The organism is Carnobacterium sp. 1290_CSPC (assembly GCF_001053265.1).
GTDB classification, from domain to species: domain Bacteria; phylum Bacillota; class Bacilli; order Lactobacillales; family Aerococcaceae; genus Aerococcus; species Aerococcus urinaeequi.
Window position 1 is genome coordinate 1 of sequence record NZ_JVVG01000106.1, and the last position, 15,986, is coordinate 15,986.

Annotated in this window: 15 protein-coding genes; 11 read left to right on the forward strand and 4 right to left on the reverse strand. The window is 38.2% G+C overall.

Going from position 1 to position 15,986, the window contains the following annotated elements; translation table 11 throughout:
* Positions 1-43 precede the first annotated feature (43 nt).
* A complete protein-coding gene (locus AC973_RS08715) occupies positions 44-583 on the reverse strand; it encodes an ATPase, T2SS/T4P/T4SS family (RefSeq protein ID WP_225968977.1) in 540 nt (179 codons plus the stop codon).
* 224 nt (positions 584-807) lie between these two features.
* Between AC973_RS08715 and AC973_RS08720 the strand changes: the two genes are divergently transcribed.
* From AC973_RS08720 to AC973_RS08760, 9 genes are read left to right on the forward strand one after another with little or no spacing between them, the layout of a single operon-like run.
* Entirely contained in the window at positions 808-1,137 is a 330-nt protein-coding gene (locus AC973_RS08720; protein ID WP_026466164.1) for a hypothetical protein, read from the forward strand.
* The gene (locus tag AC973_RS08725; protein ID WP_048729654.1) at positions 1,124-2,167 is read left to right on the forward strand and encodes a V0D/AC39 family V-type ATPase subunit; all 1,044 of its coding nucleotides are present in this window, start codon (positions 1,124-1,126) and stop codon (positions 2,165-2,167) included. Before AC973_RS08720 ends, AC973_RS08725 begins: the two co-directional genes overlap by 14 nt.
* On the forward strand, positions 2,164-4,107 hold the full coding sequence (locus AC973_RS08730) for a V-type ATP synthase subunit I (protein ID WP_048729657.1): 1,944 nt from the start codon (positions 2,164-2,166) through the stop codon (positions 4,105-4,107). The genes AC973_RS08725 and AC973_RS08730 overlap by 4 nt, the downstream gene beginning before the upstream one ends.
* A gap of 14 nt (positions 4,108-4,121) precedes the next feature.
* On the forward strand, positions 4,122-4,577 hold the full coding sequence (locus AC973_RS08735) for an ATP synthase subunit C (RefSeq protein WP_026466167.1): 456 nt from the start codon (positions 4,122-4,124) through the stop codon (positions 4,575-4,577).
* A complete protein-coding gene (locus tag AC973_RS08740; protein ID WP_048729658.1) occupies positions 4,577-4,882 on the forward strand; it encodes a V-type ATP synthase subunit F in 306 nt (101 codons plus the stop codon). The genes AC973_RS08735 and AC973_RS08740 overlap by 1 nt, the downstream gene beginning before the upstream one ends.
* Before the next feature lie 17 nt (positions 4,883-4,899).
* Positions 4,900-5,487 carry a V-type ATP synthase subunit E gene (locus AC973_RS08745; RefSeq protein WP_048729660.1) on the forward strand — a complete coding sequence of 196 codons (588 nt, stop codon included), beginning with the start codon at positions 4,900-4,902 and terminating at the stop codon, positions 5,485-5,487.
* Position 5,488: 1 nt separating this feature from the next.
* On the forward strand, positions 5,489-7,255 hold the full coding sequence (locus tag AC973_RS08750) for a V-type ATP synthase subunit A (RefSeq protein WP_048729662.1): 1,767 nt from the start codon (positions 5,489-5,491) through the stop codon (positions 7,253-7,255).
* Positions 7,256-7,268: 13 nt separating this feature from the next.
* Positions 7,269-8,690, forward strand: a complete 1,422-nt coding sequence (locus AC973_RS08755) for a V-type ATP synthase subunit B (protein ID WP_026466171.1) — start codon at positions 7,269-7,271, stop codon at positions 8,688-8,690.
* 14 nt (positions 8,691-8,704) lie between these two features.
* Entirely contained in the window at positions 8,705-9,325 is a 621-nt protein-coding gene (locus AC973_RS08760) for a V-type ATP synthase subunit D (protein ID WP_048729668.1), read from the forward strand.
* Positions 9,326-9,453: 128 nt separating this feature from the next.
* Here the strand turns inward: AC973_RS08760 and AC973_RS08765 are convergent, their stop codons facing one another.
* Together AC973_RS08765 and AC973_RS08770 are read right to left on the reverse strand one after the other, a co-directional pair.
* Entirely contained in the window at positions 9,454-10,185 is a 732-nt protein-coding gene (locus AC973_RS08765) for a YebC/PmpR family DNA-binding transcriptional regulator (protein WP_048729670.1), read from the reverse strand.
* 72 nt (positions 10,186-10,257) lie between these two features.
* Entirely contained in the window at positions 10,258-11,163 is a 906-nt protein-coding gene (locus AC973_RS08770; protein WP_065419888.1) for a diacylglycerol/lipid kinase family protein, read from the reverse strand.
* Between the two features lie 230 nt (positions 11,164-11,393).
* Between AC973_RS08770 and AC973_RS08775 the strand changes: the two genes are divergently transcribed.
* Positions 11,394-13,925, forward strand: coding sequence for a transglycosylase domain-containing protein (locus tag AC973_RS08775; RefSeq protein ID WP_048729674.1), 2,532 nt, complete (start codon positions 11,394-11,396; stop codon positions 13,923-13,925).
* Positions 13,926-14,099: 174 nt separating this feature from the next.
* Positions 14,100-14,315 (forward strand): hypothetical protein, encoded by a 216-nt coding sequence (locus AC973_RS09975; RefSeq protein ID WP_192828997.1) that lies wholly within the window; start codon positions 14,100-14,102, stop codon positions 14,313-14,315.
* Positions 14,316-14,340: 25 nt separating this feature from the next.
* On the opposite strand, the gene AC973_RS08780 is transcribed toward AC973_RS09975, so the two are convergent.
* Positions 14,341-15,489 (reverse strand): zinc-dependent alcohol dehydrogenase, encoded by a 1,149-nt coding sequence (locus tag AC973_RS08780; protein WP_048729676.1) that lies wholly within the window; start codon positions 15,487-15,489, stop codon positions 14,341-14,343.
* Positions 15,490-15,986 lie beyond the last annotated feature (497 nt).

Below are 15,986 nucleotides of genomic sequence, written 5' to 3' on the forward strand. Positions count from 1 at the left end.
CCAGGTAATCTAATGATTACCTGGCAGATATTACTCATCAGTCCTATTTGACGAAGAGCCCTTTAATTTCAATGGGCTCTTCTATTGTAATAATTTGACTGGCTTTTTCTTGATAGGCATTCCTTAGCAACTGGTATATAGTCGTTGTTTTACCTGAGGAAACTGGGCCTGAAAATATAATCAAACCACTTTTGCGCTTCATATATTTGTTCATAGTGTCATAAGCTTCTTGATTCAAGTGATTGGCTTTAAAATCACTGGTCACCTTATCATGAAAGACACGGATGACTAATGATTCATGCATGAGATAATTTGAGATTGACGATAATCGCAATTCGATTTTGTCGTCTGCCAGGTCATAGACAATAGCACCGTCTTGGGGCATACGTTTCTCACCTACATCCATATTAGCCATGTACTTTAAAAGCCGTATCAGCTGGCTACCTTTCTCAAATTCAAGCGTTTCCTGCAATATCAATTGGTATCCGTCTCTCAGAAAAATATGATACTGCTGTCCCTCTGGGAGAATGTGGATATCATCGGACCGTTTTAATATCGCCATCGAAATCATCTTGTCTATCATTTCTTTCAATCTACCACCTCCATTTATTTTCAGGTCATATAATTTATACGAAGAATTCTTATAAAATCGCTTACGAAATGAAAATAATATGCAAAAAAAAGCGCATCTCAAAATTTTGCGCACTTTTGCATGATAGGCCCCCGTTTTAATTTTGAAAATTTTCTGAAATGATATACTTTAAGTTAGGCCGCTAAATTGGCACTACAAAAAGGGAGGGAACTGCAATGGATGACATCGTAAATCGTTTATATCAAATTGAAAATACGGCTAAAGATGCGGAGAATACGGTTCAAGATCAAAAAATGAGCATTAAAAGATCATTTGACGATAAGAAACGTGATTTTTTACAAGCGGCTAATGATGCTTATGCTAAAAAAATCGAAGCAACAAGAGAATCGTTTAGTTCTGAGGACTATGAAACTTCTCATAATCTTACTGCCAAATTTTCCCGTAAAATGCAACGCATTCAAGATATTCTTGACAATGAACATGGTCTTTATGTAGACGAGTTCATGGAAAAAGTAACAAAGCTTGGAGTCGATGAAATTGGATAACTATACTGCTATAGACACAAAAATTCATGGTATGCGAAAGCATTTACTGACCAGTGAGAAAATCGAGGCTCATGGGGATATTCGTACATTAAATGAATTGTACGCATTAATCACCGAAAATCCTTCTTACAAAAAGGCAGCAGACGTTCTAAAAACTGATGTCTCTTCGCGAGAAGATATTGAGTTGATGCTAAATTACGGCAATTTCTTTGAGTTTTTAAAGATATATCGATTTGCCTCTTTGCAACAACGCGCTTTCCTTAAACGATATGCAATGTTTTTTGAAGCCTGGTTTATCAAACATACCTTACGAACGGTAGATAATCGCGGTGAAACAACCGTCATCATGAGTCCAGTGACCCATTATCTTGATGATAATCGCGGATTCAAAACGACAGATTTGATCATGGCAACTGACGTAAAAACAGTTGTGGATGCACTTGCTGACACCATTTACGGACCTTTTTTCCAACAATATAGTAACTTATTTAGTCAAAATGACTATGAGCGCTATGAATTCGAAATTGCCTTTGACCAATTTGTCATTCAACAAATTTGGCAAGGCGGTAAAAAATATCTAAACGGTGAGTCATTAACAGGTTTTAAAAAACTATTCGGAGCCCGCTTTGATATCTTAAATATTTTTACAATTTATCGTTTGAAATTCCTCTACCAATTAAGTGACAACGAAGTGACTTCTGCTCTAGTGGATGCTCATTATCGCTTAAATGATGAGTATGTTGATCGATTGCTACAAGCACCTGATATTCGTAATTTTGAAATAACAGTTGCAGAGCTTGGTTATGGTGATATTTTTGAACATTTATCAACTGAGGAATCCCTTCAAAAATATGAAGAAGCGTTTTTAAGATCTTTACAAAGTCATCTAGCAAATAGAGCACCAAGATCTATGTTTGCAATTATTAATTATTTAGAAGATAGTCGTCGCGCACTACTAATGTTAGAAGAATTAACCGAACGAATTACATATAAAAACATCTCACCTATAGAAAGGAGTTTAAATCAATGATAACCGAAATGCGCTTAGTCAATATTACCGGTCCTCGTGACGATATTGACCGGATGGCGGATCGTTACTTGACCCACTATCCTATTCATTTAGAAAATGCATTGAAGGAGTTGTCAGAGATTCGAACACTTCGTCCCTATACAAGTCCAAACCCTTACGAACCTTGGGAAGAACGAATTGATAACTTATTAGACTACACAAACGTTGAGCATGGTAAAGACATTCACTTGGACAGACCCATGACCTTTGATCAAGCAAAAGCTTTAGTAAACGAAGTTGAAGAAAGCTTGCAACATGAACGAGAAGCCATTGCTAAGGTGCAAGCAGCACATGATGAAGCAAATGAAAGCTTGTTAATGTTTAGACCTTTCCAATCGATTGACTTTACATTGGATAAAATTTACGAAATGAACCACATTAAATTCCGTTTCGGTCGTTTCACTCGTGAAAACTACCGTAAGTTCGAAAAATATGTGGACACAATGGTGCCAGCAATCTTCGTGAAGAGTGAAGAAACTGAAAAATACGTTTATGGTGTCTACTTCACACCAGATGAAGCGCGCCAACGTGTTGATGCTCTTCTATTCTCGCTAGCTTGGGAACGAATTTACCTTCCTGAAGAAACTGGTAGCTTCCGTGAAATTACCCATAAATACCAAAACCTAGTGGAAGATACTGAAAGCCAGTTAATCCAATTGAAGCGTAAAATGCGTGCTTTAGTAACGCCAGTTGCACCTAATTTATTAGCTGCTAAGAGTCGTTTAATGGATTTATCTCAAGCCTTTGGTGTTCGTAAATTTGCAGCAATTACCCGTGAGGAATTCGCGCAAAAAGAAACACGTTACTTATTAATCGGTTGGATGTCTCAATCTGATGCGCAAAAATTCAGCGATGAAGTGAAAAACGATCCAAACGTGACTATGTATATCGAAGATGAAGATGACAACAGTCATTTGAATCCACCTACAAAAATGAAGAACAATTTCCTAATCCGCCCTTTTGAGTTACTAACCAAAATGTACGGCGTTCCAAACTACCGTGAGATTGATCCAACAGCGATTGTAGGTATTTCTTACTCCCTTCTTTTTGGTGCCATGTTCGGAGACGTGGGTCAGGGATTAATTCTATTTCTTGTAGGGCTTGTCGGATTCTTCAACAAGAAATTACGCCCTATCGGTATGTTAGCGCCAATTGGATTAAGTTCAACTATCTTTGGTTTCCTTTACGGATCAATCTTTGGATTTGAAGATGTTATCCATGCATTATGGCTACATCCTATGACACACATGACAGACATCCCCTTCTTCGGAAGCTTAAATACTGTATTTATTGTTGCAGTCGCCTTTGGTATGTTCATGATCCTCGCAACAATGATCGTCAACATCGTGCAACGCTTTAATGCCGGAGAAAAATGGGAAGCCATTCTTGATAAGAACGGTATTGCCGGATTCATTTTCTACTTTGTATTAGTAGCTATGTTAATCCTTTACATGTCTGGACACACAATTCCAGCAATTGGCATCTTAATCGCTATCCTAGCTTTAGCATTAATCACAATTGCCTTTAAAGAGGAAATCATTCACAAGTTGGAAAACCATAAAGAGAAAAATGGTGACAACATCGTGATTAAAGCATTAACGATCTTCTTTGAGACATTCGAAACCCTATTAACTTACTTCTCTAACTCAATTTCATTCGTCCGTGTGGGTGCGTTCGCTATTTCCCATGGTGCAATGATGAGTGTGGTATTAATGTTTGCAGGTGCTGAAAATAGTGGCAACATCAACTGGTTGGTCATTATCTTAGGTAACTTGTTTGTAACTGGTTTTGAAGGATTAGTCGTGGCAATTCAAGTTTTACGTCTTGAATTTTATGAAATTTTCAGTCACTTCTATCGTGGCGATGGTATTGAATTTAAAAATATTTGGATTAAAGATTAAAGGAGAAAATAAAAATGACAACAGAATTATTAATTAAACTGACAATGGTTGCAACTTTCGTATTGGGTTTTGTTTTACCATTTGGTTACTTCTACACAGGCAAAAAAACAAAAAATCGTTACAAAAAATCATTAACTACTAACTTAGTATTCGTTGTAGCTGGTATCTTAATTGCTATCGTATTAGCTTACAACCCAGAAGTTGCTTTAGCATCAACTGGTGCTGCTGCAGAAACTGCTGGTGACGCTGCTGGTTTAGCAACAGGTCTTGGTTACATCGCTGCTGCCTTATCAACTGGTTTATCATGTGTTGGTGGTGGTATCGCCGTTGCCTCTGCTGCTTCAGCTGCCCTAGGTGCTATTTCAGAAGATGGTTCAATCTTCGGTCGTTCATTAATCTTCGTTGGTCTTGCTGAAGGGGTTGCCCTTTACGGTTTGATCATCTCATTCATGATTTTAGGTCAACTATAATGAATGCTTACGTAATCTGTGATAACTTAGACACTTTGACTGGATTGCGATTAGTAGGTATTGAAGGTGAAATTGTAAAGCCTGCGGAATTTGAACCTGCCTTTAAACGTGCAGTAGCAAATAAAGGTATTGGCATTCTTTACCTTTCACCTTCTCTAATTGAAAGCAATCAAGACCTTGTAAATGATGTTCGCTTTAACCAAGCAACACCACTTATCACTTCAGTCTTAGGTGCAAATGAATATCAAAATGCGACCAATACCATTGCAGAAACAATTCAACATGCAATTGGTATCCAATTATAGAATGGGAGTTTTAAGCAATGGATTTAGAAGATAAATTTGCTTATTTTGAAACGCAAGTCAACCAACAAGCGCAAGATATTATTGACGAACAAGTCAATCAATACCGAGCAACTTTGCAAAAAGACTATGATGAATTTGTGAAAAATACAAATCAAGAGTTTGATGCAAAATTTGTAAACGCCAAAAAAGATATGCGTAAAGAGTTAAATAAAAACATTTCTCAAAGTCAAATTCACTTACAACGTGACTTGTACTTACAAGAAGAAAAGTTGAAAAAAACGTTATTCGCTGAATTCAACGATGCGATTCAAAATTACATGCAAACAGATGAATACCGCAACCAATTAGTTGTGATGATTAATAACTTAAAAGACTATGCAGAAAAAAATCGTGAAGAGTTGGTTGTTTACATCAACCATTCAGATCAAGGTATGATTGAAACTTTATTAGAAGAAACAAATGCAAATATTCAAATTTCAGACCGTGAGTTTTTAGGTGGCGTCCGTGGCGTCTTGAAAGACCGTCAAGTATTAATTGACTACTCTTTCTCTACCCTATTAGCAAACGTTGAAGATAGCTTTACTATCAAGGAGGTTGATGACTAGAATGGCAAACGAAAATTTAATTTATTCAATTTCGGGTCCAATCGTTAAAATCGCTGGTCCAACCGACTTATCCATGCAAGAAATGGTCCACGTTGGGGAAGACAAATTAGTTGGGGAAGTTATTTCCATCAATGAAAAAGAAACCACTATCCAAGTGTATGAAGAAACTGCGGGTATCCGTCCTGGAGAACGCGTTTACGGTACAACAATGCCGATTAAAGTACAGTTAGGCCCTGGTTTAATCAATAATATCTATGATGGTATTGAACGTCCTTTAGTTGAAATTGAAAAACAATCCGGATACATGATCAAACGTGGTGTTCAAGTAGATTCGCTTGATAAATCAACTTTATGGCACGTAAAGCCAGTTGTTAAAGTCGGTGACCAAGTTTCTGGTGGTGGAATTATCGCCGAAATCCCAGAATCTAACGCCGTTACCCATAAAGTATTGGTACCACCTACAACTGTTGGTGAAGTCGTAGAAGTAGTTGCTGAAGGTGACTATACTATCGAAGATATCTTGGTTAAAGTTCGTCGATTCAACGGTGACATTGATGAAATCAAAGCTTATCAAGAATGGCCAATCCGTCAAGCACGTCCTGTTGCTTCTCGTTTCGAGTCAACTACACCACTTGTAACTGGTCAACGGATTATCGACTCAGTCTTCCCTATCGCTAAAGGTGGTACTGCTGCGATTCCTGGTGGTTTCGGTACTGGGAAAACGACTATGCAACATCAGATTGCAAAATATGCTGATGCAGATGTTATTGTCTACATTGGTTGTGGTGAACGTGGTAACGAAATGACCGAAGTACTTGAAGACTTCTCAAAATTGATTGACCCTCGTTCAAATGCGCCTTTGATGGAACGTACAGTTTTAATTGCCAACACTTCTAACATGCCGGTAGCAGCCCGTGAAGCCTCTATTTATACAGGTTTAACGATCGCTGAATACTACCGTGATATGGGTTATGACGTAGCGATCATGGCCGATTCAACTTCTCGATGGGCTGAAGCTTTACGTGAGTTATCTGGTCGGCTTGAAGAAATGCCAGCTGAAGAAGGTTTCCCTGCATACTTAGCTAGTCGAATTGCTACTTTCTATGAGCGTGCAGGTTACATGCGTAACTTAAACCAATCGGAAGGTTCAGTATCGATTATCGGTGCTGTGTCTCCTCAAGGTGGGGACTTCTCTGAGCCAGTTACCCAAAATACCAAACGTTTCGTACGTTGTTTCTGGGGGCTAGATTCAGAACTTGCCCATAAACGTCACTACCCTGCCATCAACTGGATGAATTCTTATAGTCAGTACGTGGATGATTTAGGTGCTTGGTATACTGCCAACGTTTCTGAAAAATTCCTAACTAACCGTGCTGAAATGATGGCTCTTTTACACGAAGAAGATCAATTAATGGAAGTCGTAAAACTAATTGGTTCTGATGTCTTACCTGACCACCAAAAATTAGTCTTACAAACTGCGCGTGTCTTCCGTGAAGGTTTCTTACAACAAAACACCTTCCATAAAGTCGACTCTGCGGTTCCTATGGCTAAACAAGAAAAAATGATGGAAGTTATTTTATACTTACATCACCGGGCTAAATCATTGATTCAATGGGGTATGCCAATGTCTTATCTAAACAAATCAAGTATTTTCACGGATGTCATCAATATGAAATACACTACTTCAAATAATAATATAGATGATTTTAATCACTACTTTGAAGATATTGATGCCTTCTATGAAAAAGCAATGCAAGAGAACGGTTAAGGGGGGAATAATAATGGCAATAGAATATCTAGGATTAAATTCCATTAATGGTCCTCTAGTAGTTGTAGACGGTGTTAGAGGCGCTGCATATAATGATATCGTACGCTTTCGCGTGAATGGCAACGAAGAAAAGTTAGGTCAAATTATTACAATGGAAGGCGAAAAAGCCATCATTCAAGTATTTGACTCAACTACTTCAATGTCTTTAGATAATACACATACTCAATTTACTGGTCACGGATTAGAAATCGAACTGGCACCAGAAATTCAAGGGCGTGTCTTTGATGGTATCGGTCGTCCAATCGACAATTTAGGACCTGTCCACTCTGACATCAAACGTGATGTCAACGGTGCCCCACTTAACCCAGTATCTCGTGTTTACCCACGTGACTATATTGAAACTGGTTTCTCTGCAATTGATGGGTTGATGACTTTGATTCGTGGTCAAAAATTACCAATCTTCTCTGGTGATGGTATGAGCCATAACCAAGTAGCTGCTCAAATTGTTAAACAAGCCAAATTAGGTGAAGATTCTGATGAAGAATTCGCGGTTGTATTTGCTGCAATGGGTGTAAAACATGATATTGCTGACTACTTCCGCCGTTCATTTGAAGAATCTGGTGCCATGGACCACGTAACCATGTTCGTGAACACCGCCGATGATCCCGTTATGGAACGTCTAATCACGCCTCGTGTGGCCCTAACAACGGCTGAATACTTGGCTTATGATTTAGGTAAACATGTGTTAGTTATCTTAACGGATATGACTTCTTTTGCTGAGGCGTTACGTGAAGTATCTTCAGCAAAACAAGAAATTCCTTCTCGTAAAGGTTACCCAGGTTACCTTTACTCTGAATTGGCTACTATTTATGAACGTGCGGGTATCGTTAAAGGTAAACCAGGTTCAGTAACACAAATTCCCATTTTGACCATGCCTAATGATGATATCACGCACCCTATTCCTGACCTTACTGGTTATATTACTGAAGGACAAATTGTATTAGACCGTGTGATTGAAGGTAAAAATGTTTATCCACCAGTTGGGATTCTACCCTCACTATCTCGTTTGATGAAAGATGGTATTGGTGAAGGATTTACCCGTGAAGACCACTCTGATGTAGCTAACCAATTATTCGCTTCTTATTCTGGTGCTAACGAGGCTAAATCTTTAGCTTCTGTTATCGGGGAAGAAGAGTTATCGGATGTTGATAAACTTTACCTTAAATTTGGTGAGTTATTCGAACAAAAATTTGTTGGTCAAGGCCAAGATGAAACAAGAACCATCCAAGAGACATTGGACTTAGGTTGGCAATTACTAGGTATTTTCCCACGTGAAGAATTGACACGTATGGATACTGAAATCCTTGATAAATACTACAAAAATACAGCTGATGAGGTATTAAACCAACAAACAACTGACAAGCCCCTAGTATAAGGTGGTGAAAATTAATGGATATTAATAACACCCCTACCAAGGGGAACTTAATGCAGATTCAAAAGACATTAGATCTTTCCCGTAACGGTTATCTATTGATGGACCGGAAAAGGATTATCTTGATGAATGAGTTGATTGATTTGCTAAATAAGGCATCCGGCTTACAGGATGACCTTAAAAAGGCTTATGAGTTGGCTTATCATAAATTGTCAATTGCTGCTTATGAAAATGGTATTTTAAGCGTACATAATGCATCAACTAACGTGAGTGTTGAAGACGATATCCAATTAAAAGTACGTAGTGTCATGGGTTCAGAGGTGCCGGAAATTAATTACAAACCTCGACCTATGAAGCCCGCCTACTCATTCTATGACAATACAGTGGCTATTGATGAAGCACGAATTGCCTTTCGTCGGGTAAAAGAATTGCTGATTCAAATCGCTGAAGTTGAGAATGCGGCTTATCGTTTAGCGAACAACATGCAGAAAACGCAAAAACGTGTAAATGCCCTTCAAAACGTGACCATTCCTCAATTGGAAGGTGCACAAAAATCTATTTCTTCAGCGCTTGAAGAGAAAGAACGTGAAGAATTTACCCGTCTTAAAGTGGTTAAACGTATCTTAAATAGCAAGTAGTAAAGATAAAGACGACCTATGTAAGCTGGTTTCGCGCCAGTATACTTAGGTCGTCTTTTTAATTATATAAAAAGTGTTGGCGGAGGTTTCTTTCGAACCTTTACCAACACTTTTTGTATTGAATAACTTTATTCAGCTAATTCTGTATTGTAATGTACGTTTTGTACATCATCGTCGTCTTCTAATAAGTCGATCAAGTTTTCAAGTTGGCTGGCTTTATCTTCAGGTAGTTCTAACATTGTTTTAGCTACCATTGTGATTTCAGCTTGTGCTAATTTAAGTCCTTGCGCTTCTAAAGCGTCACGAACATCAGTGAAGTCAGAAGCTTCTGTAGAAATTTCAAACACTTCGTCCGAAGTTGTCATGTCTTCCCCACCAGCTTCGATTACGTTCATTAACATTTCATCTTCATCAAGGTCTAAACCTTCACGTTCAATCACGATGTAACCTTGACGGTCAAACATGTAAGCAACTGAACCTGATTCACCTAATGAACCCCCGTTTTTGTTAAAAATAGTACGTATATTGGTTAAAGTACGGTTGGTATTATCAGTTAAGGTTTCAACTAAAATGGCAATACCGCCTGGCCCATAACCTTCGTAAGTGATTTCATCGTAGTCTTCACCAGCATTGTTACTTGAACCTTTTTCAATCGCACGGTTTACATTATCGTTAGGCATGTTCGCTGCTTTTGCTTTATCCATAACCAAACGTAAAGATGGGTTTGATTCTGGATCAGGTCCACCCGCTTTCGTTGCTACATAAATTTCACGAGAAAGTTTTTGGAATACTTTCGCCCGTTTAGCATCGGTTGCACCTTTTTTGTTTTTGATTTTACTCCATTTATTATGTCCAGACACGACATATACCCTCTTTCCTGTAATTTTTCACTAGGTTATTATATCAAAGTATTGACATCATAGCAATGAAGCCTATTTATTAGGCACCATTACTTCTACATGTGATGGTAAGACTTCGATATCAATTGGTAGCGCTGGACCAACCTCGCCGTCAATATTCACTTTCACTTCGTCCGCGTCTTCATTTATAACAGAGATAGCCACTTTTTTGACGTTATAAGTAATCATGTTATTGGCTTCAGAAATATAGCCGCCGTTTAATTCTTGTAGCATCCCTGGTAATTCAGCTAATAAGTTTTCATCTTTTAAGGTCATGATATGTAATAAACCGTCATCTGGTGTTGCTCCAGCAATCATGTTTTCAAATGACCCTACACTGTTTGTTAAGGCAATCACAAGTACTTTTGTTGAGATTTCAATCTCTTCATCGTCGTCTAAGACTAATTTGTAGGTGTACTGGTCATCTTTTAATACAGCACGCATTGAATCACGCACATAGGCAAAGAAACCAAATTTTGATTTTTCTTCACTTGAGGTTTCCATTACGGCAGTTGGAATTGACCCAATAGCAGCCACGTTGCAGAAGTATTGGTCGTTTATTTTAGCGATATCTATTTTCCGAGTTTTAAAATTAGCCAGGTCTTTAGCAGCTTCTTGAGGTTTTAGACTTATTCCTAAGGCACGTGCTAAATCATTGGCTGTCCCTAGTGGAATGAAGCCAAATTTAATGGTTGAATCTGTTTCAGCGATTCCTGAAATTCCTTCGTTAACAGTCCCATCACCACCAACGACGACAACGGCTTCGTAACCTTCACCGCTAGCTTCTCGAGCCCAGTTTTTGGCGTCGCCTTCTCCTTCAGTGAATTTTGTTTCGACGTCATCAAATGAAGTGTACAAGGCCTTTTCTAAATCACTTTGAATCTCTTTACCCGCACCTTTTCCAGATGATGGGTTAATAATCAACATTACTTTAGACATTTTCTCTACCTCCATGTGCTTTGTATAACCTTTATTTTACTAGACCGTTGGTGATTTAGCTATGTTTAGCCCTAGATTATTTTGAATACGAATGAAAGCTAGCTAGGCCAATTTTACATTCATTTTACAGAGGGGGAATTCACATAGCATGTATACAATTGTTTTGATATAATTAAGAGCAAATCAAGCTATTTTTACAATAAAATATGTTATAGAAAAGTGTGTGTATAGTGAAGAAAAACAATGAAGAAAAGAAAAAAATTGGGAATGGGCTATCTAAAACTGAAAAAGTGATGTTCTATGTGAATGTGGCTTTTAAATCCTTGGCTAAAATATTCCTAGTCTTATTGCTTATCCTATTTCTTGGTGGGTCATTGGGGCTTGGTTTAGGATCAGGCTATTTCATTGGTTTGGTAGAAGATATGCCAATCCCAACTGAAGAGGAACTTGCTAATGCGGTGGAGAATGCCGGTGAGATTTCTACCATGACTTATAGTGATGATACAGAAATTTCTAGTATTCGTGCTGACTTGGTTCGTGAAAATACTGAACTGAAAAATGTGAGTCCGTATATCATTAATGGTTTAGTGGCTACGGAAGATGAAAACTTCTTCGAACATGGTGGTGTCGTACCGTCAGCCATTATCCGGGCAGGTGCTTCAACCTTCCTTGGTGTAGGTGGGACTTCCGGTGGTTCAACTATTACCCAACAGTTGATCAAACAAAAACTATTAACCAATGAAGTGTCTTTTGAACGTAAGGCGAAGGAAATTTTGCTAGCGATGCGGTTAGAAAACCACTATTCAAAAGAGCAGATTCTGCAAGGTTACTTGAATGAATCACCATACGGACGTAATAATAAAGGGGAAAATATTGCAGGGATTGAAACAGCAGCCCAAGGGATTTTCGGTGTATCAGCGAGTGAAGTCACTTTAGCACAAGCAGCCTTTTTAGTGGGTATTCCGCAAAATCCATATACTTATACCCCCTTCTTGCAATCTGGTGAATTAAAAGATGCAGAATATTTAGAAGATGGGATTACCCGTTCGCATGAAGTCTTACAAAGAATGCGGTTAACCAACTATATTACTGAAGAAGAGTATCAAGAAGCCATTAATTACGATATTACCCAAGACTTCCTAAGTACTGGAACCAGCGAAGAAGTACCAGATGAACGTAATTCATACATCTATCAAGCGGTTGAACTTGAAACTATTGATATCTTGATGGCACAAAAAGTAGCGGCTGATGGACTGACTATGGCTGATGTTAACGCGAATGATCAGTTATACAACCAATATTATGCTGAGGCTGAAAGTCAAATGCGTAACGGTGGTTTAACCATTAAAGCGACAGTCGATCCCGATATTTACGAAACAATGAACTCAACCGTTCAAGAATTTTCTGCTTCATTTGGTACCACCTATTATTCAGAATCAACAGATGAAAATGGTGACCCAATTGAAGTCGTAGAACCTGTTCAAAATGGAACAGTTTTATTAGATAACGACACTGGCCAAGTCCTTGGATTTGTAGGTGGGATTGACTTTGATACCACTCAAGTTGACCACGCTTTTAGTTCTCGTCGTTCACCTGGTTCATCATTTAAACCTATCTTGACTTATGGTCCGGCCTTGCAGGAGCAAATTGCTGGTGCAAATACGATGCTAGCGGATACTTATACTCGTATCGTTCAACCAGATGGGTCCATTTATGAGCCAACCAACTTTGGGACTACCATTTCAAATGACTTTGTAACCGCCCGCTATGCCCTGTCAACTTCTATGAATAATCCGACCTTGGCCTTATATAATGAATTATTAAACCAGGGCGTCGACATTCAATCTTATGCATATAAGATGGGCTTACAGGATGCGATTTCAACTGATGAATTCAGTAACTTAGCCCTATCACTTGGTGGAACTACTAATGGTCCAACTGTATTAGAGAACGCAGCAGCCTTTGCGACCTTTGCAAATGGTGGTGTTTACGTTGAACCTTACCTAATCGAAACTATCACTGATTCCAATGGTAATGTGGTTTACCAGCATCAAACGCAAAAAGAACGTGTCTTTGATGAAGATGTAGCCTATGTAATTGCTGATATCTTAAAAGACGCGACAACTACTGGTGCTATGGCCTCTTATAATTCGCAAATGGATAGTGATTTAGACTGGTTTATGAAGACTGGTACTTCAGAAGAATTTAGGGATTTATGGGCCAACGGTTCAACACCTAATGTAACCCTTACTTCTTGGATTGGTTATGATAACATCACGCAAACTCGTGACCTATATAGTCAAGCTGAAAATACCGTATACGGAACGCCAGCTCAACGGTCATTACGTTACTGGACAACCTTAGGTACCCGACTAAACTACTACTACCCGAATACAATGGGGTCTGGTGAAGTCTTAGCAGAACCTGAAGGTGTTCACGAGGAAACAGTTGTAACGGAAACTGGTACGGCATCTGGTACTTTTGAAGGACCGTATGATACAAGTTATACAATTCCTTCATCAGCAGCAACCAACACTGAATTGTTTACCGCTGCGATGGATCCAGAACAACCAAGCTTTACCTTTGGTATCGGTGGTTCGATGGATGACTACATGAACAAACTTGAAAGCTTCCGTTCTAAGACAAATGCTACTGTAAATGCTAAGGTTCAAGAGGTATTAGAATCCTTTAAATTACGTAGTGCAGAAAATGAACAACGTCGTCAAGAACTTGAAGAAGATAATATTCAACAAGATGGTTAGAAAAATAAAAAAGATGTGCTAGGAAACAGCTCTGTCTCCTAACAATGGAACCCTTCAACTCATTCTAAATTAGAAAGAGTTGAAGGGTTTTTATCCATCTAAAAAAGTATTGATATGGTTTTATCTGAATAAATTTCAGAAACGCCAGAAGGTATTAAAAAAATCATTTATCATTTGGGTGAAGAACTGATAGAAGTTGAAGCTACAATCAAAGAAGAAAAGACGATTCCTAAAGCGCATCTTGTTCACGAACGACGTCGTCGTAATCTAAAGAAACATCGCCATAAATGTCTGACTGATTTCTTATCTCCCGAATCCGCTAAAAATAAAAACGCGACAAAACAATCACATTTCATGATTATCTCATCGCGCTTTTATTTTTTGAGCTAGTTATTTGCCAGCTCCACTATTTCTTTTAAGACATACCGGGTTTCAATACTACTTTAATATTATTATCTGCTTTTTTGTCAAAAATATCGTATGCTTCAGCAGCACGTTCCAAAGGCATTGTATGTGTAATGATATCCGAAGGGTCGAATTCTCCTTTTTCAATCATGTCATATATTTTCGGCATCAAGTGGATAACCGGAGCTTGTCCCATTTTAATATTCACATTACGAGTAAAGAAGTCTTGGAACGGGAAATTCGTTGCTGGAGTCATATAAACCCCAGTTACCATCAACGTCCCAAATTTCTTCACAGCTTCACTTGCCGTTTGAATTGGTGAGTAAGAACCGCTTTGCGGGGTAAGAATTTCTTTGGTTTTTTCTTTGATTGGTGTTACACCATCCATTCCTACACAATCAATTACTACCTCAGCACCGCCCTTAGTCATTTCATACAATTCACTACCAACTTTAGAAACATCTGAAAAATTCACGGTCTCTACGCCGTTCATTTTTTTCGCGTGCTGCAAACGATGATCGACGTTATCTACAGCAATTACACGTTTAGCACCTTTCATTTTGGCAAATTTTTGTACAAATAATCCGATAGGGCCAGAACCCAATACGATCACTGTATCTCCTGGTTTCATACCACTATGCTCTACACTCCAATATGCTGTTGGCAGTACATCCGATAGAAATAATACCTTTTCATCCGGTAGATTACTTTCAGGAACAACAAAAGAAGTAAAATCTGCAAATGGGACACGTAAGTATTCAGCTTGCCCTCCAGGGTGATTTCCGTTCATTTTACCAAAACCGAACAATCCGCCTTGATCAAACGTTGGATTAGGGTTGGAATTGTCACATTGACTTTCCATATGATGAGCACAGAAATGACAATCTCCACAACCAATGTTGAAAGGGATAACAACTCGGTCGCCTTTTTTCACTTTGGTCACTGCAGAACCAACTTCTTCTACAATACCCATAGGCTCATGCCCTACTACATAGTCTTCTTCCATGACCGGTTTCCCATTATGGTATAAATGCAAATCAGAACCACAAATAGCTGTTGCTGTAATGCGAACGATCATATCGGTTGGTTCTTCAATCGTAGGATCTGGGACCGTTTTGACTTCCATTTTTTCGTTTCCTTGCCATGTTACTGCGCGCATAGAATCTCTCCTTCATATAAAAGTGATAGTTTCATATTTTAAAGTAGTTTATCATCTTGTTTTATATAAGTCAAAAGTTATGTAATCGTTAAAGTTTTAACTTCTCTATTTTCGTACCACTATAGCTGTGCCATAGAACTTTTCTCATAAACGACAAGGGATTCTTGCTACTAAAGCTAGCATTGAAAGGTCGCTAACAGTGAATAATTATTCTATGACTGATACGGATATATAGCTTAGATAAATAAGCCCTAACACTCTATGTAAGTTATATGTTATTTTCGCTCCTATTTGATATTAAATACCTTTTTACCAGTATGTATTTAGTAAAAAACATTACAATACTCACTACACTTTATAGTAAGGAGTATCTATTCAACTATTTAAAAAAACATTGCTGTCTTCATTTAAAAAAAGTGATAAACTTATTTAAAAATAGACCATTAACAGGCTCCTGAATAAATTAACCACAATGATTAAATAAAAGAGGATGAAAA